This is a genomic window from Lentzea sp. CC55 (genome assembly GCF_021056325.1).
Taxonomy (GTDB): domain Bacteria; phylum Actinomycetota; class Actinomycetes; order Mycobacteriales; family Pseudonocardiaceae; genus Lentzea; species Lentzea jiangxiensis.
On the sequence record NZ_JAJCXE010000027.1, the window covers coordinates 1 to 20,404 of the forward strand.

At 70.1% G+C, this 20,404-nt stretch carries 24 protein-coding genes and 1 rRNA gene; 18 read left to right on the forward strand and 7 right to left on the reverse strand.

Going from position 1 to position 20,404, the window contains the following annotated elements:
* Both rrf and L6E10_RS22570 read left to right on the forward strand, forming a co-directional pair.
* Positions 1 to 88 (forward strand): 5S ribosomal RNA (gene rrf / locus L6E10_RS22565); the annotation flags it as partial.
* Between the two features lie 107 nt (positions 89 to 195).
* Positions 196 to 1,038, forward strand: a complete 843-nt coding sequence (locus tag L6E10_RS22570; RefSeq protein ID WP_236221528.1) for a GNAT family N-acetyltransferase — start codon at positions 196 to 198, stop codon at positions 1,036 to 1,038.
* 16 nt (positions 1,039 to 1,054) lie between these two features.
* Here the strand turns inward: L6E10_RS22570 and L6E10_RS22575 are convergent, their stop codons facing one another.
* Positions 1,055 to 1,504 (reverse strand): Lrp/AsnC family transcriptional regulator, encoded by a 450-nt coding sequence (locus tag L6E10_RS22575; RefSeq protein WP_236221529.1) that lies wholly within the window; start codon positions 1,502 to 1,504, stop codon positions 1,055 to 1,057.
* 80 nt (positions 1,505 to 1,584) lie between these two features.
* Here L6E10_RS22575 and L6E10_RS22580 point away from each other — a divergent pair, with 80 nt between their 5' ends.
* From L6E10_RS22580 to L6E10_RS22605, 6 genes are all read left to right on the forward strand, one after another.
* Complete coding sequence (locus L6E10_RS22580) at positions 1,585 to 2,016, forward strand: rhodanese-like domain-containing protein (protein WP_236221530.1); 432 nt, start codon at positions 1,585 to 1,587, stop codon at positions 2,014 to 2,016.
* Positions 2,017 to 2,041: 25 nt separating this feature from the next.
* Entirely contained in the window at positions 2,042 to 2,797 is a 756-nt protein-coding gene (locus L6E10_RS22585) for a gamma-glutamyl-gamma-aminobutyrate hydrolase family protein (protein WP_236221531.1), read from the forward strand.
* Between the two features lie 86 nt (positions 2,798 to 2,883).
* Positions 2,884 to 4,017 carry an inorganic phosphate transporter gene (locus L6E10_RS22590; RefSeq protein WP_236221532.1) on the forward strand — a complete coding sequence of 378 codons (1,134 nt, stop codon included), beginning with the start codon at positions 2,884 to 2,886 and terminating at the stop codon, positions 4,015 to 4,017.
* Positions 4,014 to 4,199: a hypothetical protein gene (locus L6E10_RS22595; RefSeq protein ID WP_236221533.1), complete on the forward strand. Its 186-nt coding sequence runs from the start codon at positions 4,014 to 4,016 to the stop codon at positions 4,197 to 4,199. The genes L6E10_RS22590 and L6E10_RS22595 overlap by 4 nt, the downstream gene beginning before the upstream one ends.
* Before the next feature lie 29 nt (positions 4,200 to 4,228).
* Positions 4,229 to 7,129 (forward strand): bifunctional [glutamine synthetase] adenylyltransferase/[glutamine synthetase]-adenylyl-L-tyrosine phosphorylase, encoded by a 2,901-nt coding sequence (locus L6E10_RS22600; protein ID WP_236221534.1) that lies wholly within the window; start codon positions 4,229 to 4,231, stop codon positions 7,127 to 7,129.
* Complete coding sequence (locus L6E10_RS22605) at positions 7,126 to 8,058, forward strand: NADP-dependent oxidoreductase (RefSeq protein ID WP_236221535.1); 933 nt, start codon at positions 7,126 to 7,128, stop codon at positions 8,056 to 8,058. The genes L6E10_RS22600 and L6E10_RS22605 overlap by 4 nt, the downstream gene beginning before the upstream one ends.
* 63 nt (positions 8,059 to 8,121) lie before the next feature.
* Here the strand turns inward: L6E10_RS22605 and L6E10_RS22610 are convergent, their stop codons facing one another.
* Entirely contained in the window at positions 8,122 to 8,355 is a 234-nt protein-coding gene (locus L6E10_RS22610; protein WP_236221536.1) for a hypothetical protein, read from the reverse strand.
* A 102-nt stretch (positions 8,356 to 8,457) separates the two neighbouring features.
* On the opposite strand from L6E10_RS22610, the gene L6E10_RS22615 reads away from it, so the two are divergent.
* The 4 genes from L6E10_RS22615 to L6E10_RS22630 all read left to right on the forward strand — a co-directional run bounded on the left by L6E10_RS22615 (position 8,458) and on the right by L6E10_RS22630 (position 10,086).
* Positions 8,458 to 9,033, forward strand: a complete 576-nt coding sequence (locus L6E10_RS22615; protein ID WP_236221537.1) for a hypothetical protein — start codon at positions 8,458 to 8,460, stop codon at positions 9,031 to 9,033.
* A 33-nt stretch (positions 9,034 to 9,066) separates the two neighbouring features.
* The gene (locus L6E10_RS22620) at positions 9,067 to 9,228 is read left to right on the forward strand and encodes a hypothetical protein (RefSeq protein ID WP_236221538.1); all 162 of its coding nucleotides are present in this window, start codon (positions 9,067 to 9,069) and stop codon (positions 9,226 to 9,228) included.
* An 18-nt stretch (positions 9,229 to 9,246) separates the two neighbouring features.
* Positions 9,247 to 9,744 (forward strand): NADAR family protein, encoded by a 498-nt coding sequence (locus L6E10_RS22625; RefSeq protein WP_236221539.1) that lies wholly within the window; start codon positions 9,247 to 9,249, stop codon positions 9,742 to 9,744.
* A gap of 81 nt (positions 9,745 to 9,825) precedes the next feature.
* Positions 9,826 to 10,086 (forward strand): hypothetical protein, encoded by a 261-nt coding sequence (locus L6E10_RS22630; RefSeq protein ID WP_236221540.1) that lies wholly within the window; start codon positions 9,826 to 9,828, stop codon positions 10,084 to 10,086.
* Between the two features lie 61 nt (positions 10,087 to 10,147).
* Here the strand turns inward: L6E10_RS22630 and glnA are convergent, their stop codons facing one another.
* The gene (gene glnA / locus L6E10_RS22635; protein WP_090098630.1) at positions 10,148 to 11,572 is read right to left on the reverse strand and encodes a type I glutamate--ammonia ligase; all 1,425 of its coding nucleotides are present in this window, start codon (positions 11,570 to 11,572) and stop codon (positions 10,148 to 10,150) included.
* Positions 11,573 to 11,741: 169 nt separating this feature from the next.
* Between glnA and L6E10_RS22640 the strand changes: the two genes are divergently transcribed.
* Positions 11,742 to 12,215 carry an RDD family protein gene (locus tag L6E10_RS22640; protein ID WP_090098628.1) on the forward strand — a complete coding sequence of 158 codons (474 nt, stop codon included), beginning with the start codon at positions 11,742 to 11,744 and terminating at the stop codon, positions 12,213 to 12,215.
* A gap of 100 nt (positions 12,216 to 12,315) precedes the next feature.
* Here the strand turns inward: L6E10_RS22640 and L6E10_RS22645 are convergent, their stop codons facing one another.
* A complete protein-coding gene (locus L6E10_RS22645; protein ID WP_236221541.1) occupies positions 12,316 to 13,044 on the reverse strand; it encodes a DUF4191 domain-containing protein in 729 nt (242 codons plus the stop codon).
* 81 nt (positions 13,045 to 13,125) lie between these two features.
* On the opposite strand from L6E10_RS22645, the gene L6E10_RS22650 reads away from it, so the two are divergent.
* The 5 genes from L6E10_RS22650 to L6E10_RS22670 all read left to right on the forward strand — a co-directional run bounded on the left by L6E10_RS22650 (position 13,126) and on the right by L6E10_RS22670 (position 17,380).
* Positions 13,126 to 15,195: an ATP-dependent DNA helicase UvrD2 gene (locus L6E10_RS22650; RefSeq protein WP_236221542.1), complete on the forward strand. Its 2,070-nt coding sequence runs from the start codon at positions 13,126 to 13,128 to the stop codon at positions 15,193 to 15,195.
* A 152-nt stretch (positions 15,196 to 15,347) separates the two neighbouring features.
* Positions 15,348 to 15,623 carry a hypothetical protein gene (locus L6E10_RS22655; protein ID WP_236221543.1) on the forward strand — a complete coding sequence of 92 codons (276 nt, stop codon included), beginning with the start codon at positions 15,348 to 15,350 and terminating at the stop codon, positions 15,621 to 15,623.
* A 98-nt stretch (positions 15,624 to 15,721) separates the two neighbouring features.
* Positions 15,722 to 16,042, forward strand: coding sequence for a WhiB family transcriptional regulator (locus tag L6E10_RS22660; RefSeq protein WP_236221544.1), 321 nt, complete (start codon positions 15,722 to 15,724; stop codon positions 16,040 to 16,042).
* A gap of 286 nt (positions 16,043 to 16,328) precedes the next feature.
* Positions 16,329 to 17,201, forward strand: coding sequence for a trans-aconitate 2-methyltransferase (locus L6E10_RS22665; RefSeq protein WP_236221545.1), 873 nt, complete (start codon positions 16,329 to 16,331; stop codon positions 17,199 to 17,201).
* A gap of 35 nt (positions 17,202 to 17,236) precedes the next feature.
* On the forward strand, positions 17,237 to 17,380 hold the full coding sequence (locus L6E10_RS22670; RefSeq protein WP_236221546.1) for a hypothetical protein: 144 nt from the start codon (positions 17,237 to 17,239) through the stop codon (positions 17,378 to 17,380).
* A gap of 332 nt (positions 17,381 to 17,712) precedes the next feature.
* On the opposite strand, the gene L6E10_RS22675 is transcribed toward L6E10_RS22670, so the two are convergent.
* From L6E10_RS22675 to L6E10_RS22685, 3 genes are all read right to left on the reverse strand, one after another.
* Positions 17,713 to 18,255 carry a hypothetical protein gene (locus tag L6E10_RS22675; protein WP_236221547.1) on the reverse strand — a complete coding sequence of 181 codons (543 nt, stop codon included), beginning with the start codon at positions 18,253 to 18,255 and terminating at the stop codon, positions 17,713 to 17,715.
* 85 nt (positions 18,256 to 18,340) lie between these two features.
* Positions 18,341 to 19,651: an AarF/ABC1/UbiB kinase family protein gene (locus L6E10_RS22680; RefSeq protein ID WP_236221548.1), complete on the reverse strand. Its 1,311-nt coding sequence runs from the start codon at positions 19,649 to 19,651 to the stop codon at positions 18,341 to 18,343.
* The gene (locus tag L6E10_RS22685) at positions 19,648 to 20,355 is read right to left on the reverse strand and encodes a hypothetical protein (protein WP_236221549.1); all 708 of its coding nucleotides are present in this window, start codon (positions 20,353 to 20,355) and stop codon (positions 19,648 to 19,650) included. Before L6E10_RS22685 ends, L6E10_RS22680 begins: the two co-directional genes overlap by 4 nt.
* Positions 20,356 to 20,404: the final 49 nt, after the last annotated feature.

The following is a 20,404-nucleotide window of genomic DNA, read 5'->3' on the forward strand; positions in this document are numbered from 1 at the left end:
CGGTCCCATTCCGAACCCGGTAGTTAAGCCCTTCTGCGCCGATGGTACTGCACTGGTTACGGTGTGGGAGAGTAGGTCGCCGCCGAACATTCTTTCCAGAAGACCCCTGAGGGTCGAGCACTCCGGTGCTCCCCTCAGGGGTCTTTTGCGCGTTCGGACGCTGATTTCGCTTGCCCGTCCTGATCTGATGGACCCATGGACGCGGTCGTGCACGCCACCCTGGACTCGTTCGACGCCGCCACCCACGATCGGCTCGCGGCCGATCCGGTGCGCAACACCGTGGCTTTGACGTCACTGCACCGGATCCGCAGCCTGCCGGCCGAGGACTTCCCGACCCTCGTCACCTTCCACGAGGGCGACGAGGTCGTCGGCTCCCTGGTCCGCACCCCGCCGTGGCCGTTCCAAACGGCCGACCTGCCGCTGACCGCGGTGGAACTGGCCGTCCAAGTGGCCGCGAGGATCGACCCGGACGCTCCGGGGGTGACCGGTCCGCGGGACAGGTCCGAGGCGTTCGCCACAGCGACCGGCAGGCCGTACACCGAGTCCCTGGCGACGAGGCTCTACCGCCTGGGCACCCTCGCCCCGCCCGCCGTCGAAGGCGCCGGCCGCCTGGCCACCGAGGACGACGTCGAGCTCCTGGGGGCCTGGCGCGAGTCGTTCCTCGCCGAGGCCGTGCCGCGCAACCCGAGCGGTTCGGCCACCGAAGCCATGCGCAGCTCGCTGCGCCTCGGCAACGGCCACGCCCTCTGGGAGGTCGGCGGAACCCCGGTCGCCTGGGCCGCGGCCAGCCTCCCGCAGGTCGGCATGAGCAGGATCGGTCCGGTCTACACGCCGCCCGAACACCGCAGGCACGGCTTCGGTGCCGCTGCCAGCGCCCTGGCGAGCCGCTGGGCCCTCGACCAGGGCGCGACCGACGTGCTGCTGTTCGCGGACCTGACCAACCCTGTCTCGAACTCGATCTACCGGCGCATCGGGTACGAGCCACTCGACGACTGGGCGGAGTTCTGGTGGAAGCACGACAGCGGGACGACGAACTAGTCGCCGGGTGGTGGGTTCAGCCGAACAGCTCGGGCGAGAGCGGCCGGTTGCGGACGTGGGAGGAGAACACGAGCGAGGTGGTGGTGTCGCCGTACCGCTGCATCACCTCGACGAGCTCCTCCAGCTCCACCATCGACCGGCAGACGACCCGCAGCAACCAGCAGTCGTTGCCGGTCACGTGGTCGGCGTCGAGGACCTGCGGCAGCACCAGCACCTGCGAGCGGAACCGCGGCGTGTCCAGCGACCGGACCCGCACCCGCACGATCGACTCGATCGGCAGGCCCAAGCGGGACGGCGACACGACCGCGGTGAAGCCGGTGATGACGCCGAGCGACTCCAGGCGGCGCACCCGTTCGGTCACCGCCGGCGCGGACAACGACACCTCCCGCCCCAGCGCGGTGAACGACATCCGTCCGTCCTGCTGCAACAACGACAGGATCTTCCAGTCCACACCGTCCAGTTCCACCTGGAAATCATAGGGAGAACGGGTCGAACGCCTGGACTTCCGCATGTCCGAACAGGACCGCGGTCAGCAGGATCTGAGGCATGACGAACGCACTGCGCTTCCCCGCCGCCGACCCGCGGACCGCCGCCGCCCACTTCGCCGCCGAGCTCGCGTTCGAGGCCGACCCCGACGACGTCCACCGCGACCTCCGCAACGGCACCACCGCCGGCTACGTCCTGGTGGAGACGCGCGCTCCGGAGGCGTTCGCGCAGGCACGCATCCCCGGCGCGATCAACCTGCCCTACCGGGACCTGCCCGACGAGCTCGACCTCGACCCGGACCTCGTCTACATCTGCTACTGCGAGAGCTTCCAGTGCAACGCCGCCACCAAGGGCGCCCTCGCGCTCTCGGAGAGGGGGTACCGCGTGAAGCGGCTCTCCGGCGGCATCACGGCGTGGCGGGACGCGGGCTACCCGATCGAATCGGACGACGTCACCGGTTCGGGTGTTTCGAAGGTCGCGTGTCACTGCTGACCTGCGCCCACCTAGGCTCGGGTGCGTGAACGCACCACGTCTGCTCGTCCTGCAGCCCTCGGAGTCCGACCCGCTGGCCAAGCTCGGCGGATGGCTCGAGGCCGAGGGCGTCGAGCTCGACCTCGTGCCGTTGAAGGAGCAGCCCGCGCCGGCGGACCTCGACGGCTACCAGGGCGTCATCTGCCTCGGCGGTGAGATGGGCGCGCTCGACGACCTCGAGCACCCGTGGCTCGCGGACGCCCGCAGGCTGCTGTCCGGCGCGGTGTCGAAGAGGCTGCCCACGCTCGCGATCTGCCTCGGTGCGCAGCTGCTCGCGGCCGCCACGGGTGGTCAGGTGCGCAAGGGACCGCAGGGGCCGGAGGTCGGCGTGCTGCTCGTGGCCAAGCGGGACGCCGCGGCCGGCGACCCGCTGTTCGCCGACCTGCCGTTCACGCCCGACGTGCTGCAGTTCCACAACGACGAGGTGCACCTGCTGCCGCCCGGCGCGGAACACCTCGCGGCGTCCCCGAGATACCCGAACCAGGCGTTCCGGGTCGGCGAGAGCGCTTACGGCCTGCAGTTCCACATCGAGACGACGCCGGAAATCGTCTTGAACTGGGCCGCGAAGGACCCGGATTCGGCGGCCTGCGCCCGTGCGCACCACTTCGACCAGGAGTTCCTGGAGGAAGCGCACCGCGACTTCGAAGAGGTGTGGCAGCCGTTCGTCGCGAGATTTGCGAAGCTGGTGCGAGGAGAACTGTCGCCCGCGGGACGTTTGGGCACACAACTTCCGTTGGTGTGACGTTACTTTCGTAGGTTTTAAGACATCCTCCGTTGGCGGTACCGTAATCTCCTGGACAGCTTGTTCGATCCAGCCGGAGGATCACTGTGGATCCCGCTCTTGTAGTGATCATCGTCGTCATCACTGCTCTCATCTTCGACTTCACGAACGGGTTCCACGACACGGCCAACGCCATGGCCACCTCCATCGCCACGGGTGCGCTCAAGCCCCGCACGGCGGTCGCGTTGTCGGCGGTGCTCAACCTCGTGGGCGCGTTCCTGTCCGTCGAGGTGGCCAAGACCATCTCCGGCGGGATCGTCGACGACGCCCAGATCACACCCGCCGTCATCTTCGGCGGGCTGGTCGGCGCGATCATGTGGAACCTCGTCACGTGGTACGTCGGCCTGCCGTCCAGCTCCTCCCACGCGTTGTTCGGCGGCCTGATCGGTGCCGCCTGGGTCGCGTCCGGTGTGGACGCCATCCACTTCGCGAAGGTCGTCGACAAGGTCCTGGTGCCCGCGATCGTCGCGCCGCTCGTCGCCGGTCTGGTCGCGGCCATCGCCACGATCGTCGTCTACCGGCTCAAGAAGGCCGCCGACCCGCGCGTCTCGCACACCGGCTTCAAGGTCGGCCAGGTCGCGTCCGCCTCGCTCGTCTCCCTCGCGCACGGCACGAACGACGCGCAGAAGACGATGGGCATCATCACGCTCGCGCTGATCACGTCCGGCTCGCTCGCGCCCGGCTCCGGCCCGCCCACCTGGGTGATCGTCAGCGCCGGTCTCGCGATCGCGCTCGGCACCTACCTCGGCGGCTGGCGCATCACGCACACGATGGGCCGCGGTCTCACGACCATCGAGCCCGCCCAGGGCTTCGCGGCGCAGACCTCGACCGCCACGGCGATCCTCGCGTCCTCGCACCTCGGCTTCGCACTGTCCACCACGCACGTCGCGTCCGGCGGCATCATGGGCTCCGGCCTCGGCCGCGACCGGCATGGCGTCAGGTGGGGCACGATGGGCAAGATGGCCGCCGGGTGGCTGCTCACGCTCCCCGCCGCCGGCATCGTCGGCGCGCTGGCCGGCAAGTGGGCGTCCAGCGGCACCACCGGCGTCATCGGTGTCGCCGTCATCGGTTCGGCCGTGTCGATCGGCATCTGGCTGCTGTCGCGGCGCGAGCCGGTCAAGCCCGAGCACATCGTCGACGAGGTCGCCGCCCAGGCCGAGCTGCACAAGGTGGCGGCATGACCGTCAACTGGGTCGCGCTGCTGCAGGTCTTCGGCGCCACGCTGCTCGCCACGATCGTCGTCGTGACGTTGTTCGTGCTCGGCATCCGCGCGTTGTCCGGCGACAGGAAGGTCCCCGCGTACGCGAGCTTCGCGGGTTGCGTCGCCGTCGTGCTCTACGGACTCTCACTGATCGTCTTCTGACGCCGTGAGGGCATTAGGGTTGGCTCCTGATGAGCGAACCAGTCCGCCACGCGTCTCCAGCACGTTTCGGCCTCACCGAGCCGCGCAGCGAAGAGGTGCTGCGCGGTCTCGGCCTGTGGGCTGACCGCCGGCCCGCCGACGGCGCCGAGCCGGTGCTGTCCGCGCTGTCCCGCTGCCCCGATCCGGACCTCGCGCTGCGGGGACTGGAACGCCTGCACCCCGTCGCCGACTGGGACGCCCTGTCGGCGGCGCTGCACGAGGACGTCGTCGTGCGCGGGCGGCTGCTCGCCGTGCTCGGCTCCTCCACCGCGCTGTCCGACTTCCTCGTGGCGAACCCCGATCGGTGGCGCTCGCTGACCGACGGCGTCGACGTCGCGCTGGAGCTCGCGGACGGCGACGTCCTGCGCACCGAGTACCGGGCGAAGCTGCTGGTCGTGGCCGCCAACGACCTGGCGCACGTCGTCGAACCCGAACTGCCGTTCGTCCCGTACGACACGGTCGCCGCGCAGCTGTCCGACCTGGCCGTGTCGGCCCTCAGAGCGTCGCTGGAGCTCGCGGAGGAACGCGTCAACGGCGCCGACCGCTGCCGGCTCGCGGTGATCGCGATGGGCAAGTGCGGCGCGAACGAGCTCAACTACGTGAGCGACGTCGACGTGGTGTTCGTCGCCGAGGGCGACCTGGGCGTGGCCACCCGGCTGGCCAGCACGATGATGCAGATCGCCGGCCAGTCGTGCTTCGAGGTCGACGCGGCGCTGCGGCCGGAGGGCAAGGCCGGCGCTCTGGTCCGCACCCTGGACGGGCACGCGTCGTACTACCGGAAGTGGGCGCGGACCTGGGAGTTCCAGGCGCTGCTCAAGGCGCGGCCGGTCGCCGGTGACGCCGAGCTGGGGCAGGCGTACCTCGACGTCGTGCGGCCGTACGTGTGGACGGCGGCCGAGCGCGAGAACTTCGTCGAGGACGTGCAGGCCATGCGGCGCCGCGTCGAGGACCACGTGCCGACACCGCTCGCCGACCGCGAGCTCAAGCTCGGCCGCGGTGGCCTGCGCGACGTCGAGTTCGCGGTGCAGCTGCTGCAGCTCGTGCACGGCCGGTCCGACGAGGACCTGCGGATCCAGGCGACGACGGCCGCGCTGGCCGCGCTCGGCCAGGGCGGCTACGTCGGGCGTGAGGACGCGGCCGACTTCGGGCGTTCCTACCGGTTCCTGCGCACGCTGGAGCACCGGCTGCAGCTGCAGCGGTTGCTGCGCACGCACCTCTTCCCGGCGGACGACGACGCCGCGGCGTTGCGCTGGCTGGCGCGGTCCGTGGGGCTCGCGGCCGACGGGCGCAGGTCGGAGGGGCAGGTGCTGCTCGCGGAGTTCCGCAAGCACGCCAACCAGGTCCGCCGCCTGCACGAGAAGCTGTTCTACCGGCCGCTGCTGCAGTCCGTGGCGGGCGTGCCGACGGAGGCGCTGCGGCTCACCACCAAGGAGGCCGTGGCCCGGCTGGCCGCGTTGGGCTACACGTCGCCGGACGGCGCGTTGCGGCACATCCAGGCGCTGACGCACGGCATGTCGCGGCGGGCGCGCATCCAGGGCGCCCTGCTGCCCGTGCTGCTCGACCTCTTCGCCGGCACGCCCGACGCGGACGGCGGCCTGCTCGCGTACCGGAAGGTGTCCGAGGCGCTCGCGGAAACGCCCTGGTACCTGCGGCTGCTGCGGGACGAGGGCGCGGTCGTCGAACGGCTCGCGGTGCTGCTCGGCACCTCCCGCCTCGTGCCGGACCTGCTGGTGCGGGCGCCGGAGGTGCTGCGGCTGCTCGCCGACACCGAGGCGCTCGTCGGCGGCGACCCGCACCTGATCGGCAACCCGTTGCGCAGCGCGGTGTCGCGGTACGGCGACGCGGCACGGGCGATCGCGGCGGCGAGGTCGTTGCGGCGCCACGAGTTGCTGCGCATCGCCGCCGCGGACCTGCTGGGGTTCATGCCGCTGGAGACGGTGTGCGTGTCGCTGTCCGAGGTGTGGAGCGCGGTGCTGCAGAGCGCGCTGGAAGCGGCGGTGCGGGCGTCCGGCGAACCCACCGCGGCGCTGGCCGTGATCGGCATGGGCCGGCTCGGCGGCCACGAGCTCGGGTACGGCTCGGACGCGGACGTGATGTTCGTGTGCCGGCCGCTCGAGGGCTTCTCCGACGCCGAGGCGGTGAAGTGGTCGAGCGGGGTCGTCGAGAAGATCCGGCGGTTGCTCGGGGCGCCGTCGCTGGACCCGCCGCTGCAGGTGGACGCGGACCTGAGGCCGGAGGGCCGGCAGGGGCCGCTGGTGCGCACGCTCGACTCGTACCGCGCGTACTACCGGCAGTGGGCGGAGATCTGGGAGAAGCAGGCGCTGCTGCGGGCGCGGTTCATCGCGGGCGACGCCGCACTCGGCGCTGAGTTCGAGGACTTGATCGCCCCGCTGCGGTACCCGGCCGGCGGGCTCGACGCGGCGTCGGTGCGGGAGATCCGGCGGATCAAGGCGCGGGTCGACGCGGAACGCCTGCCGCGCGGAGCCGACCCGAGCACGCACACCAAGCTCGGCCGCGGCGGGCTGGCGGACGTCGAGTGGACCGTGCAGTTGTTGCAACTGCAACATTCCGGTGCCGTTCCCGGTTTGCGCACACCGTCCACAATGGCCGCGATGGCGGCCGCGGTCGAGGCCGGGTTGCTGGCCGGGGAGGACGCCGCGGCGCTCACGGCCGCGTGGAACCTCGCGACCCAGGCGCGCAACGCCGTGACGCTGGTGCGGGGCAAGGCTTCCGACCAGCTGCCGACGTCCGGGCGCGACCTCGTCGCGGTGGCGTCGGTGATGGGGCACCCGCCCGACGGCGATCCGGGGGAGTTCCTCGACGAGTACCGGCGGACCACCCGTCGTGCACGTGCGGTGGCGGAGCGTGTCTTCTACGGTGAGGAACCGTGAGAGCCATCGCGCTGACCGAGTTCGGCGACGCCGAGGTCATGTCGTTGCAGGAGCTGCCCGACCCGCTGCTCGGGCCCGACCAGGTGCTGGTGGAGGTGCGTGCGGCCGGGGTGAACCCGGTGGACTACAAGATCAGGGCGGGCCACCTGCGGGGCCTGATGCCGCACCACACACCCTTGATCCCGGGATGGGACGTCTCGGGCGTCGTGCGGGCGGTCGGCATCGGCGTGCTGGACTGGAAGCCCGGCGACGAGGTGCTCGCGTACGCGCGCAAGGACCACGTGCAGTTCGGCACCTACGCCGAGCTGGTCTCGCTGCCGGACCGCATGGTCGCGCGCAAACCGTCCACCGTGGACTTCGTGACCGCCGCCGCGCTGCCTCTGGCCGGCCTGACGGCGCTGCAGGCGTTGAAGGTCACCGGCGCCGGTCCCGGTGACGTCGTGCTGGTGCACGCCGCGGCCGGCGGTGTCGGTCATCTGCAGGTGCAGATCGCGCGGGAGCTCGGCGCCTCACGCGTGCTCGGCACGGCGTCCTCGCGCAACCACGAGTTCGTCCGGTCCCTGGGCGCCGAGCCGGTCGCCTACGGCGATGCGCTGGTCGACGCGGTGGCGGAGACCGTCGGTGGCGACGGCCTGGTCGACGTGGTCGTCGACAACGTGGGCGGGCTCGCGTTCGACCAGTCGTTGCGGCTGGTGCGCGACCGGGAGCGGATGACGTCCATTGTGGATGGGCCGCGGGCGCTGGAGAACGGTGTCGTCAACACGTGGGCGAGGCCGAACGCGGAGCAGACGCAGTGGCTCGTCGACCTCGTCGCCGCCGGGAAGCTGCACGTCGAGGTGCAGCAGACTCTTCCCCTGGAGGAAGCGGTCAAGGCGCACAAGCTGATCGAAGGTGGCCACGTGCGCGGAAAGATCGTGCTGACCGTCTGAAACCTTCAGGTGTTTCTTCAGGTTCGGGGCACTTCTCGTCGAAGTGCCCCACTTCCTGGTTGCTCAGTCCTCGTCGGAATCGGGGTCCACCGCGGGAGCGCTGGTGTAGACCTCGACCACCCACTCCTCGACCAGCGTCTCGGCGTCGTCGGAGTCGGGAACGAGCCGGTTGTGGACACGGACACCGAGATCGAGCACGTCAGCGGCCTGAACCGCTTCGAGGGCCTCGGCCGCCGAGTCGACGATGTGGGTGGTGAGCAGCTGCGGAGCCGTGAATTCGGCGACATCTTGGGACACGCGCGGACACTAGCGCATTGACGTTTCACCCGTTCGAGATGAGACTGGGCGCGCTCATCGGGGGAGCTGTGGGTTCGTCACGGGGGTCGAGCAGAGGAAGTCATGCAGCATCGCAAGGTCACGCGCCGAGGTAAGACCGTGATCGCCATCGCGGGCGTGGCTGTCGGAGTGCTCGCACTACTCGGCGTGATCGAGTACGCGCTGAGCGGCAACAACTCCGCCGCCCAGCCCAACGTCACCGCCACGACGACCACGTCGAACGTCGTCGAAACCCCTGACGGCGCACTGGAAACGACCGAGCCGTCCGCGGACGTGAAGGTCCAAACAGGCTCCTTCAAGCAACAGCGCGGAATGCTGACCATAGAGGTCAACCGCGTGGAAGAGGCGAACGGCCGCGTGAAGCTCTTCGTGACGGCCACGAACGCCTCCCAGGCCCGGATGACCCTTCCCGTCGTGGGGATCGCCGTCCTCGACGACCTGAACCGCACCTACGCGGCGTCGAGCAGCAAGTGGGACGGTCTCGTCACGCAGGGCACCACCGAGTCCGGCATCGTCGTCCTCGACGAGAAGCTCGGCGCCGGTGTGAAGTCGCTCACGCTGACGTTCTCGTCGATCTCCGGCCAGTTCGCCCCGACCGGCGCCGCGATCACGATCAGCGGTATCCCGCTGCCGAAGTGATTCCGCGCGGGTTGGCGCGGGTACGCCTGCTGCATGACTCAACGCGGAAGTGACACCCACGGCTTCGCGAAGGACGACCAACTGAAGAAGGAGGTCGAGAACGAGCTGCGGGCCAACGGCCCGACGCGCGCCGAGGCGTGGCGAGAGCCGGAGATGCCCGAGCCGGACGAAAAGCCGGAGGAATCACTCGGCTAGCTCGCTAGCCTGTCCTTTGTGAAGTACCTGTTCTTCTGGGGCCACCAGCCCGAACGTGACGGCGGCGCCGGCAAGGGCTGCCTGTCGCAGTGGTGGCCGTGCACGTTCGTCGCCGACGGCCGGGAGTTCGCCTCCGCCGAGCACTACATGATGTGGCGCAAGGCGTTGCTGTTCGGCGACACCACCGCGGCCTCCGAGGTCCTCGCCGCACGCACCCCCGCCGAGGCGAAGGCCTTGGGCCGCGTGGTGTCCGGCTTCGACGACGACACCTGGGTCTCCGCGCGCCTGGAAATCGTCGTCGAGGGCAACCTCGCCAAGTTCGGCCAGGACCCCGCCCTGCGCTCCTACCTGCTCGCCACCGGCTCCCGCGTGCTGGTCGAGGCGAGCCCGCTGGACCGCGTCTGGGGCATCGGCCTCGCGGCGGACGACCCGCGAGCCCAGGACCCCGCCACGTGGCAGGGCCTCAACCTCCTCGGCGAAGCCCTGATGCAGGTCCGCTCCCGCCTGGCGGGATGACGAACACCGTCCACTGCGGCACCTGAACCTCCTACGCCCGCCACGCGTGTCTGAGGGTGTTGGCGAAGCAGGGGAGGAACGTTGTTCAGCTACTCGGGACCGGCACGGCTCGTCTACGCCGACGGCAACGCGGCCGAGTTGGACCGCGTCGACCTGATCGAGACCGAGACCGACGGCCTCTGGCGGCTCGCCGGCGCCGGCACTGCCGCGGAGGAGCTCACCGCGGGCGAGGCCCGGATCAAGCTGGTGACCGGCGGCGAGGCCGACGTGGTGGTCTCGAACGTGCGGGTCAGCGAGGGTGTTCGAGGTGTGTCGTGCACCGTGACGCTGGCCGGTGCGTGAGCCCGTGGAAGCCGGAAGGCCCGGCGGGAGATCCCACCGGGCCTTCGCGAAGAGCTGCCGATCACACGTCGTAGTAGAGGGCGAACTCGTAGGGGTTCGGGCGCAGGCGCAGCGGGTCGATCTCCTGCTCGCGCTTGTACGAGATCCAGGTGTCGATCACGTCCGGCGTGAACACGCCGCCCTCGAGCAGGAACTCGTGGTCGGCCTCGAGGTTGTCGAGCACGGCGTCCAGGGTCGCGGGGACCTGCTTGACGTCGCGGGCCTCCTCGGGCGGGAGCTCGTAGAGGTCCTTGTCGATCGGGGCCGGCGGCTCGATCTTGTTCTTCACGCCGTCGAGGCCCGCCATGACCATCGCCGAGAAGGCGAGGTACGGGTTGCCCGAGGAGTCGGGGCAGCGGAACTCGATGCGCTTGGCCTTCGGGTTGTTGCCCGTGATCGGGATGCGGACGCACGCCGAGCGGTTGCGCTGGGAGTAGACCAGCGAGACCGGGGCCTCGTAGCCCGGGACCAGGCGGTGGTAGGAGTTCACCGTCGGGTTGGTGAACGCCAGCAGCGACGGCGCGTGGTGCAGGATGCCGCCGATGTAGTGGCGGGCGGTGTCGGACAGGCCCGCGTAGCCGCTCTCGTCGTGGAACAGCGGCGCGCCGTCCTTCCACAGCGACTGGTGCGTGTGCATGCCCGAGCCGTTGTCGCCGAACAGCGGCTTCGGCATGAAGGTGACGGTCTTGCCGGCCTGCCACGCGGTGTTCTTGATGATGTACTTGAACAGCATCAGGTCGTCCGCGGCGTGCAGCAGCGTGTTGAACTTGTAGTTGATCTCGGCCTGGCCGCCGGTGCCCACCTCGTGGTGCGCGCGCTCGACGGTGAAGCCCTGGGCCTCCATGTTGAGGACCATCTGGTCGCGCAGGTCGGCGTAGTGGTCGTTCGGGGTGACCGGGAAGTAGCCGCCCTTGTACTTGACCTTGTAGCCGAGGTTGCCGCCCTCTTCCTCACGGCCGGTGTTCCACCAGCCGGAGACCGCGTCGATCTTGTGGAACGACGAGTTCCCGGTGGTGTCGAACTGGATCGAGTCGAAGATGTAGAACTCGGCCTCGGCACCGAAGTACGCGGTGTCGGCGATGCCGGAGTCGGTGATGTACTGCTCGGCCTTGCGCGCGATGTTGCGCGGGTCGCGGCTGTACGCCTCACGCGTGAACGGGTCGTGCACGAAGAAGTTCACGATGAGCGTCTTCTCGATCCGGAACGGGTCGAGGCGCGCGGTGTAGAGGTCGGGCAGCAGCAGCATGTCCGACTCGTGGATGGACTGGAAGCCGCGCACGGAGGAGCCGTCGAAGGCGAGACCCTCTTCGATGGCGTCTGCGTCGAACGCCTTCGCCGGCAGCGTGAAGTGCTGCATCACGCCCGGCAGGTCGCTGAACCGCACGTCGACGAACTTGACGCCCTCGTCGGTGATGAACTTCAGCACCTCGTCGGAATTCTTGAACACCCTCGTCGACTCCTTGACTATGGACAACGGCTTGTCATCACGAGCGACCGTATGTCGGCGGTGTTGCCCGTCCGTCACTCGGATGTTTCGCCAGTGTTAACGGGGCGGTCCGAAGCGGCAAGACGACCTGCCGGTCCTCACCCCACGTTCACGGGCTTACTCTGGAGGAGTGAGCAGGTGGACCGGTTCGTGGCTGTCAGGACCCAACTCGGTGTTGTCCCCGGGTGACGACTCGAACGACGGCACGCAGCAGCGCTGGCGTGGCGAGCGTCACGGCTTCCCGGAGAAGGGGCCGGGCTCGATCGCCTCGATCGGGCGGCGCACGTTCGCCATCCTGGTCGACTTCCTCCTCTCCGCGGGTGTCGCGGCCGTGTTCACGCAGCCCGACCTGCCGAAGAACTGGAGCTTGCTGGCCTGGTTCGTCATCACCGTGGTCGCGGTCGCGTTCTTCGGCTTCACGCCGGGGCACGCGCTGCTCGGCCTGCGGGTGGCGCGCATCGACGGCAAGACGTTCGTGCACCTGCCCCGCGCGCTGCTGCGGACCGTGCTCATCTTCCCGCTGATCCCGGCGCTGGTCTGGGACTCGGACGGGCGCTGCCTGCACGACAAGGCCGCCGGCACCGTCGTCATCAAGGTGCGCTGACCCGCGCCGGAACCGGAAGCGGGTCGTCGGGGCCTGACGCGGAACGGCGCCCGTCCCCGCTGGTCGGGGGACGGGCGCCGTTCCGGTGAGAACTTCGAGGTCAGCGGCGACGCAGGGTGCGCTGGACGTTGCGCATCTTGGCGCCCGCCGGCATCGGGCCCTTCGGCAGGGCGGCGCCGCGGCTGGCCAGCGCGGCGAGACGGGTCTCGAGCGCGTCGACCTGGGCGGCCGTGATGTTGCGCGGCAGCTTCATCAGCGTCGACTGCAGCTTCTTCAGCGGGACCTGGCCCTCTTCGGAGCCGATGATGAAGTCGTAGATCGGGGTCTCGCCAACGACGCGCGCGATGCGCTTCTTCTCCTGCGCGAGGAGCGGCTTGACGCGCTGCGGGGCGCCCTCGGCGACCAGGACGACGCCCGGCCTGCCCAGCACGCGGTGCACGGCGTCGAGCTGGGTGGTGCCCGCGACGGCGGGCGTCACGCGCCAGCGGCCGCGCAGGTTCTCGAGCGCCCACGCGCCCGCGCCCGGCTGGCCGTCCGCCTTGCGGAAGACGTTGCTCTGGACGCGGCGGCCGAAGATGATCACGGCCAGCAGCGCGCCGATCGCGACGCCCAGCGGCACGAACATCCAGACCGCGTTGAAGACGAGGCCGAGGACCACGGCGATCGCGGTGACGCCGAGCAGGGCGCCCAGCATCAGCGGCACGAGCGCCTTGTCCTCGCGGCGCTGCATCTTGAACGCCTCGAAGATCTGCTTGCGCCGCTCGCGTGATGCCGCGCGACGAACTTTCGCCGCTTCCTTGGCAGCCGCCTTGTCCTGCTTACCAGCCATACCTACAGGATACTGGCCGGGTTGGACGAACACAGCGGGCTCCCGCAAGAACACGGCCCGGCCATCTGCGAGACTGCCGGCATGGACGCGTTGCTCGAGGGTCTCGATCCGGAACAGCGCGCAGCGGTCGAGGCGCCCCGCGGCCCGGTCTGCGTGCTCGCGGGCGCCGGCACGGGCAAGACGCGCACCATCACGCACCGCATCGCCTACCTGTGCCAACGCGGTCATGTCGCCCCTTCGCAGGTCCTCGCCGTCACGTTCACCAAGCGCGCGGCGGGGGAGATGCGCACCCGTCTGCGTTCCCTCGACGTGCACGGCGCACAGGCCGTGACGTTCCACGCCGCCGCGTCGCGCCAGCTGCGCTACTTCTGGCCGCGCGTCATCGGCGGCCCGCGCTGGGAGCTCGTCGACCAGAAGATCCGCGTCGTCGCCCGTGCCGCGACCCGGCTGGGCCTGCCGACCGAGGCGGACGCGCTGCGCGACCTGACCAGCGAGATCGAGTGGGCGAAGGCGTCGCTGCTGACGCCCGAGGACTACCCGGTCGCCGCCGAGCGGGCCGCCAGGGACATCCCGGCGCCCGCCGAGCAGATCATGAAGCTCTACGCGACCTACGAGCAGCTCAAGAACGAGGCGCAGCTGCTCGACTTCGACGACCTGCTGCTCTACACGGCGGGCGCGCTGGAGGACAACGCCGAGGTCGCGCAGGAGTTCCGCGACCGCTACCGCTGCTTCGTCGTCGACGAGTACCAGGACGTGACGCCGCTGCAGCAGCGCGTGCTCGACTCGTGGCTCGGCAACCGCGACGACCTGACCGTGGTCGGCGACGCGAACCAGACCATCTACTCGTTCGCGGGCGCCTCGCCGCAGCCGCTGCTCAACTTCGGGCGGCGGTTCCCCGAGGCGGTCGTCGTGCGGCTGGAGCGCGACTACCGGTCGACGCCCCAGGTCGTCGAACTGGCCAACGACGTCATCAAGTGGGCGCGCGGACGTCCCGCGGGCTCGCGGCTGCAGCTGGTCGGGCAGCGGCCGGACGGTCCCAAGCCGCGGTTCCACGAGTTCGACGACGAGCCGGCCGAGGCCGACGCCGTCGCGGCCCGCGTCAAGACGTTGCTCGACGAGGGCGTCGCGGCCTCCGAGATCGCGATCCTCTACCGCGTCAACGCGCAGTCCGAGGTGTACGAGCAGGCGCTCGCCTCGCTCGGCATCCCGTACCTGGTGCGCGGCGGCGAGCGCTTCTTCGAGCGCGCCGAGGTGCGCCAGGCGATGATCGCGCTCCGCTCGGCGGGCGAGGTGTCCGGCAGCCTGCCCGAGGTCGTCCGGTCCGTGCTGAGCCGCGTCGGCCTGACCGACGAACCGCCGACGGGTGGTTCCGCGCGCGAACGCTGGGAGTCGCTGCTCGCACTGGTCGAGCTCGCCGAGGAGTTCGCCGTGTCCTCTCCCGAGGCCGACCTGCCGCGGTTCTGCGTCGAGCTGGACATGCGTGCCGAGGCGCAGCACCCGCCGACGGTCGAAGGCGTGACGCTCGCGTCGCTGCACGCGTCGAAGGGCCTCGAGTGGGACGCCGTGTTCCTCGTCGGACTGGTCGAGGGCACGATGCCGATCCAGTACGCCGACGGCGACGAGGCGAAAATCGAAGAAGAACGCCGCCTTCTGTACGTAGGTGTCACGCGCGCGCGTGAGCACATCTGGCTGTCGTGGGCGCTCGCTCGCGCGGCCGGTGGACGCAAGTACCGCCGCCGCTCGCGCTTCCTCTACAGCCTCGTCCCCGAAAACCACCCGGCCGCGCGGGTATCCGGCGGCGCCCAGCGCCCTCCTCTGATGAAGAAGGAAAAACCGACCTGCCGGGTGTGCGCGTCGACCCTGGTCGAGGCGCAGGCCGTCAAGCTCGGCCGGTGCAGGTCCTGCCCGTCCGATGTGGACGAGGAGCTGCTCGAGTCGTTGCGCCGCTGGCGTGCGGGGCGGGCGCGGGAGCTCAAGGTGCCCGCGTACGTCGTCTTCACGGACGCCACGCTGATGGCGATCGCGGAGCAGCGACCCACGGACACGGCCGGGCTGGTGGCGATCTCCGGCATCGGCGCGTCGAAGCTCGACAAGTTCGGCGACGACGTGTTGGGGCTGGTCCGGGCCGGTGTCGGGTACTCCGCCACCTGATCGGGACAAGTTTTCTTAAATAGGTTGCGAGCCTCAGGTACGGGGTCATAACCTGCTCATGCCGGGTCCGGAGGACCCGTCTGGGGAAGAAGAACTACTACTACACGCTCTAGCTCTCTGCAGCAGAGCTCTCTATGGAGGAGGTGGCCGTTGTGAAGCTCTTCATGACTTCGCGCGCGCTCGGCCTCCCCGTGTCCGAGGGCTTCTGCGCGTCTGCGAACGCCCAGGCCATGTGGCAGCAGTCTGCCCTGAAGCCAGTGGCATTGCCGACCCGCGAGCGGGCGACCGTCCTGCGCGCCACCGCCCTGCGCGGCGGCGAACTGCGCAGCGAGCAGCCGATCGTCGCGCTGCCGGTGATCGATGCCGTCCACAACTACACGAATGCGCTGTCCGCGCATCAAGTGAGAAGGCTCCTGCCGACCCCATAAGAGGGTCGAAGGACCACCAGGCTCACGAAGGCCGCGGACTCGCACAGAGTCCGCGGCCTTCGTGTTTTTGCAGTACCCCACACAAGGAGAAAACCCTGATGTTGACCGCGACTGTCCCGCTCACGGGCGAGACACTTCCGGACCTCGCGGAGGGGCTCGACATCCCCTGCCGCACGCACAACCCCGACCTCTGGTTCGCTGACGCGCCGGCCGACCTCGAGAAGGCGAAGGCCTTCTGCAGGACCTGCCCGGTGCTGGCCGAGTGCCTCGCCGGCGCGGTCGCCCGTCACGAGCCGTGGGGCGTCTGGGGTGGAGAGATCTTCGAGCGCGGTGTCGTCATTGCTCGGAAGCGGCCGCGTGGCCGTCCGCGCAAGGACGCGTCCGTCGTCACCGCCAGCAAGACGGAGGCGGCAGCGTGAACACCGTGCAGCTCAACCACAGCGCAATGCCCGCCTACCTGAACGAGGGCCTCACACCCATGTCTCTGAATGAAGAACTCGTGCGAATACGAATACAAGAAGCCCAGAGGTTCGCGGAAGAGCAACGCCTGGCGAACCGCCTCGCGTCAGCGCAACGTTGGCGCAGGTTGTCGCGATGGGCGGGACGCAGAGCGGCTCGCTTCGACCTCTGACAGTCTCGAGCTGAGGCCGTCATCCACGAGAAGGTGGATGGCGGCCTCGGCCGTTCCTCCGTACCGTTCCCCTTGTGCCGCACCACACCCACGACGGAATCGACTGGTCCGCACGCCTCCACGCGATGAGGCGCTACGGCTCGCTGCAGTCGGAGGCGCTGTCCTCGGTCGCGCGCAGACTGGTCGCACCGCTGCCCGACTCCCCGGTCGTGATGGACGTCGGCTGCGGAGCCGGCTCCATGAGCGTGCCGCTGGCAGCGGCGCTGCGCGAGCACGGCGGCGGCGTCCTGGTCCTGGTCGACGCCACCCCCGAACTCCTCGACGCGGCCTGTGCCGCGGCCCGCGCCGAAGCCGACGGCGCCGTGTCGGTGAAGCCGGTGCTCGCCGACCTCGCCACCGAGGACCCGCTGTCGTTCACCGGCCCGGTCGAGCTCATCTGGGGTTCCCGGGTCGTGCACCACCTCCCTGATCAGCTGCGCGGCCTGAAGCGCCTGGTCTCCGCCCTGGCCCCCGGCGGCTGGCTGGCCCTGGCGGAAGGCGGCCTCGAGACCCGCTTCCTCCCGTGGGACCTGGGCGTCGGCGAACCCGGCCTGCAGGACCGCATGGCCGCGGCCCGCGCGTCGTGGTTCGTGTCGATGCGCGAGAACATGACGGGCACCGTCCGCCTGCCGGTCGGCTGGAACGTGGCCCTGGCCGACGCGGGCCTCGGCGAGATCAGCGCCTTCAGCTTCGTCGTCGACCACCCGGCCCCGGCGAAACAACTCGTCCGCGATTGGGCCGTCGACCGCCTGACCTGGCTCGCCGACATCACCGGCCCGTCGCTGCACCCGGCCGACCGCGACGCGCTGCGCCGCCTGCTCAACCCCGCGGACTCGGAGTACGTGGGCGCCCGCGAAGACGTGTTCCTGCTGGAGACCGACACCGTCCACGTGGGACGCCGCCGGTGACGGCCCCGGCCGCGGTGTGCCACAGATGTGGGCGGATGCGTTCCTCCGTTTCCGACCTGGAGTTCCTGGCCTGGTCGTCGGAGCGGACCGGTGGGGCGGTCCGCTGGTTGTGCCACGTCTGCTCGAAGACCCACGTGCGGGACATCGAGGGGAAGTTGCCGGACGAGTACTGGCGCTGACGGCTTGGCGCTGATGGGCCGGCTGCGCGCCGTCGGGGTCGTGCGGTTGCCGTTGTTGTGGGCCGTTGCCGGGTGCGCGAGCGGCGGGTGCGTTCGACGGTTCGTGAGGACAACGGCGTTGCGGGTGTGAAGTGATGAGTGGCGGTTCACTGGTCACAGCGAGCGGTCGCGGGTCGTGCGGTGCCGTTGACCCGGCGTGCCGACGGCGTCGCCTCGGGCGGCAGACCGGAAGCTGAGCCGGAAGTCCGTCCGCGCCGCCCCGGCAACTGAGCGATCCGGGTGGCGCTCAGTTGCCGGGGCGGCGGTTCAGCGCCCCCACCACAACCACCGGATCAAGTCGGGTAGAGGTGGTGCAAGGCCTGCCTGACCAGCGCCGTCCCTCGTCGGCTGCTCACCCGCAACTCCTCCCGCAGCTCACCCGGCGAGCACAACCGAGCCATCAGCACCGCATCGAGGATCCGCACGACGGCTCGCGGGTTCGTCTCCCGCCGAGCCATGTCCACAGCGGCCCGAGCTGCCTCGGCCAGCCGGAGCCCATCGCGCTCCACCACACCCGGTGGCCGGGTCGTGCGTTCGAGCAGAATTCCTGGATGAGCTCTTCGCGAGTTCTCTCCCGCGAGCACGTGAATGTGCCGGGGAATGGGGAGCACCGCGCCTCGGCGAGTCAATGCGTCCGCACCCGTGATCGCCGATGAAGGCCCGGCGAAAGAAAGCACGGCCCGGAGCCGGTCGAGCCGGGTGGCGGGCGAAGGCCTGGTCAGAACCACGCCGGGCAGCAACTGCTGCCACGGCCCGGCGGGTGCGCAGTGACGCCGGATCTCTCGCGGGGAGAGGCCGGATCCGAGCAGGTCAGTGGTGGTGGTGATGGGTGACATGCACTCATCGTGGCCCACCGGGACACCCTGGAAGGGGGCTGGCCGCCAACCTGTGGACAACTTCGCGGAGGTTCACTCGGACGAGTCAGTCGTCGAATCCCGGCTGCCAGCGAGCGACGATTTCCCGTGCGGTCACATGGGCGTCGAGCTGGCAGAGAATGCCCGTCGCTCCCATTGTCACCCGGTGGATCAGCAGGTACTGGGGCGGCAGGTTCAACGAGCGGCCGGTCTGCGAATCCGGGCTGCGCAGATCACCCACCCGTTCGGCCTGCGACTGCAGCCAGCGGCGCGTGAAGTGGAACGACTCGGTGCGCAGTGGCTCCACGAACGGGGCCAGGTAGCCGAGCACGTCCTCGCCGTGCAGTTCCATGCCCTCGCGGATGAAGTTCTCGTTCCGCAGCAGCTCGACCAGGTCGTCGGGGCGGCCGTCCAGGGCCAGGCGGGTCATCAGGCCCAGCGTCTTCGGCAGGCCGTCGGGCAGCCGGGCGACAGCGCCGAAGTCGATCACGCGCAGGCGGCCGTCCTCGCCCAGCATGAAGTTGCCGGGGTGCGGGTCGGCGTGCAGCAGGCCCGAGCGCGACGGGGCCGAGAAGTGGAACTCGGCCAGGAGCTGTCCTGCCAGGTCGCGTTCTTCCACCGACCCTTCGCGGATGATCTTCGACAGGCCGACGCCCGAGGTCCACTCGGTCACCATGACCTTGGGCGCCGAGGCGACGACGCGGGGGACCACGACGTGCGGGTCGTCCTCGAAGGCCTTGGCGAACGTCCGCTGGTTCGCGGCCTCGTCGCGGTAGTCGAGCTCCTCCAGGTACCTGTCGCGCAGCTCCTCCAGCAGGGGGCGCACGTCGGTGCCGGGCATGATCGCCTGCAGCAGCCGCGAGAACCGCAGCAGCTGCTTCAGGTCGGCGCGCAGGGCCTCGTCGGCGCCGGGGTACTGGACCTTCACCGCCACGTCGCGGCCGTCGTGCCACACGGCGCGGTGCACCTGGCCGATGGACGCCGACGCGGCGGGCTCGTCGTCGAACGACTGGAAGCGCTTCGCCCACGACGTGCCCAGCTGCTCGGCGAGGACGCGGTGGGTGGTGCGGGCCGGCATCGGCGGTGCCGCGGTCTGCAGCTTCGTCAGCGCCTCGCGGTACGGGGCCGCGAGCTCGTCCGGGACCGCCGCCTCGAACACGCTGAGCGCCTGGCCGAACTTCATGGCGCCGCCCTTGAGCTGGCCGAGCACCGCGAAGACCTGCTCCGCCGTCTTGGCCGTCACCTCGGCGTTGACCTCGTCGGCCGCGCGTCCGGTCAGTCGCTTCCCCCAGCCGCCCACCACCCGGCCCGCCACCCCGAGCGGGAGGCTCGCCAGCTTGGCGGTGCGTTGCACGGCCTTGCGCGGAATCTCGGTCACTCAGCCATGTTATGTGCGGAGCACTGACAGTCAGGGTGCGGATACCAGCTTCTTCTCTCAGCAAGTCCCGCCACCAGGTCGAGTTCGACAGTGGCGTTGAGCACTGCGGGCGGGGGCAGGTCGCGACCGCGGACGTAGGTCAGCGACTCCAGGACCTGCGCCACGGCCAGCGCCGCCGTCCCCGTCGCGAACAGCACGTCGGACGACGCCGGTTTGCCGACGAGCTGCGCCGCGATCACCGGCCAGGCGGGGTCCTGGTCGGTGCGGTGCAGGTCCGCGCAGTTCAGGCAGGACGTGCGACCGGGCAGGACCAGCGGCCCGACGATGCCAATGCCCTCGCGAACGCGCACCGCCAAGTGCGGGGTGCGGGACGCCATGAGCGCGCTCACAACCGCGGGATCCGGCACGAGCGTGGCCGCCAGGACCGTCAGATCGGCGTGGTGGGCCAGGCGGACGCCCGATTCCGCCAGGAGCGAAGTGATGGAAAGCGCGAGGTGCCCGGCTCCGATGACGGCGGCCGTCGCGCCCTTGGCGGGGGAGCCGGTGTCGAGCAGACCGGCCTCGTCGAGCGATGCGAGAACTTCACCCAACTGGGCGGGGTCCTCGCCCCGCGCACGTAGCCTTTCACCCAGTTCAGCGACGGTGTGGCGGCCGTCAAGCGTGAGCAGTTCGTCGACCAGCGCCTCGGGCAGCGAGTCGATCACCACGGCGTGCTTGGGGTCGGTGCCGACCTGGACCACGCCGGGCGCCCTG

Bases quoted from the DNA above. Each gene is read 5' to 3' on its own strand.
- L6E10_RS22645 (WP_236221541.1), bottom strand. From the start codon at position 13,044: ATGGCTGGTAAGCAGGACAAGGCGGCTGCCAAGGAAGCGGCGAAAGTT.
- L6E10_RS22675 (WP_236221547.1), bottom strand. From the start codon at position 18,255: ATGTCACCCATCACCACCACCACTGACCTGCTCGGATCCGGCCTCTCC.
- L6E10_RS22670 (WP_236221546.1), top strand. From the start codon at position 17,237: ATGCGTTCCTCCGTTTCCGACCTGGAGTTCCTGGCCTGGTCGTCGGAG.
- L6E10_RS22615 (WP_236221537.1), top strand. From the start codon at position 8,458: ATGCAGCATCGCAAGGTCACGCGCCGAGGTAAGACCGTGATCGCCATC.
- L6E10_RS22660 (WP_236221544.1), top strand. From the start codon at position 15,722: ATGTTGACCGCGACTGTCCCGCTCACGGGCGAGACACTTCCGGACCTC.
- L6E10_RS22600 (WP_236221534.1), top strand. From the start codon at position 4,229: ATGAGCGAACCAGTCCGCCACGCGTCTCCAGCACGTTTCGGCCTCACC.
- L6E10_RS22650 (WP_236221542.1), top strand. From the start codon at position 13,126: ATGGACGCGTTGCTCGAGGGTCTCGATCCGGAACAGCGCGCAGCGGTC.
- L6E10_RS22595 (WP_236221533.1), top strand. From the start codon at position 4,014: ATGACCGTCAACTGGGTCGCGCTGCTGCAGGTCTTCGGCGCCACGCTG.
- L6E10_RS22620 (WP_236221538.1), top strand. From the start codon at position 9,067: ATGACTCAACGCGGAAGTGACACCCACGGCTTCGCGAAGGACGACCAA.
- L6E10_RS22580 (WP_236221530.1), top strand. From the start codon at position 1,585: ATGACGAACGCACTGCGCTTCCCCGCCGCCGACCCGCGGACCGCCGCC.
- L6E10_RS22570 (WP_236221528.1), top strand. From the start codon at position 196: ATGGACGCGGTCGTGCACGCCACCCTGGACTCGTTCGACGCCGCCACC.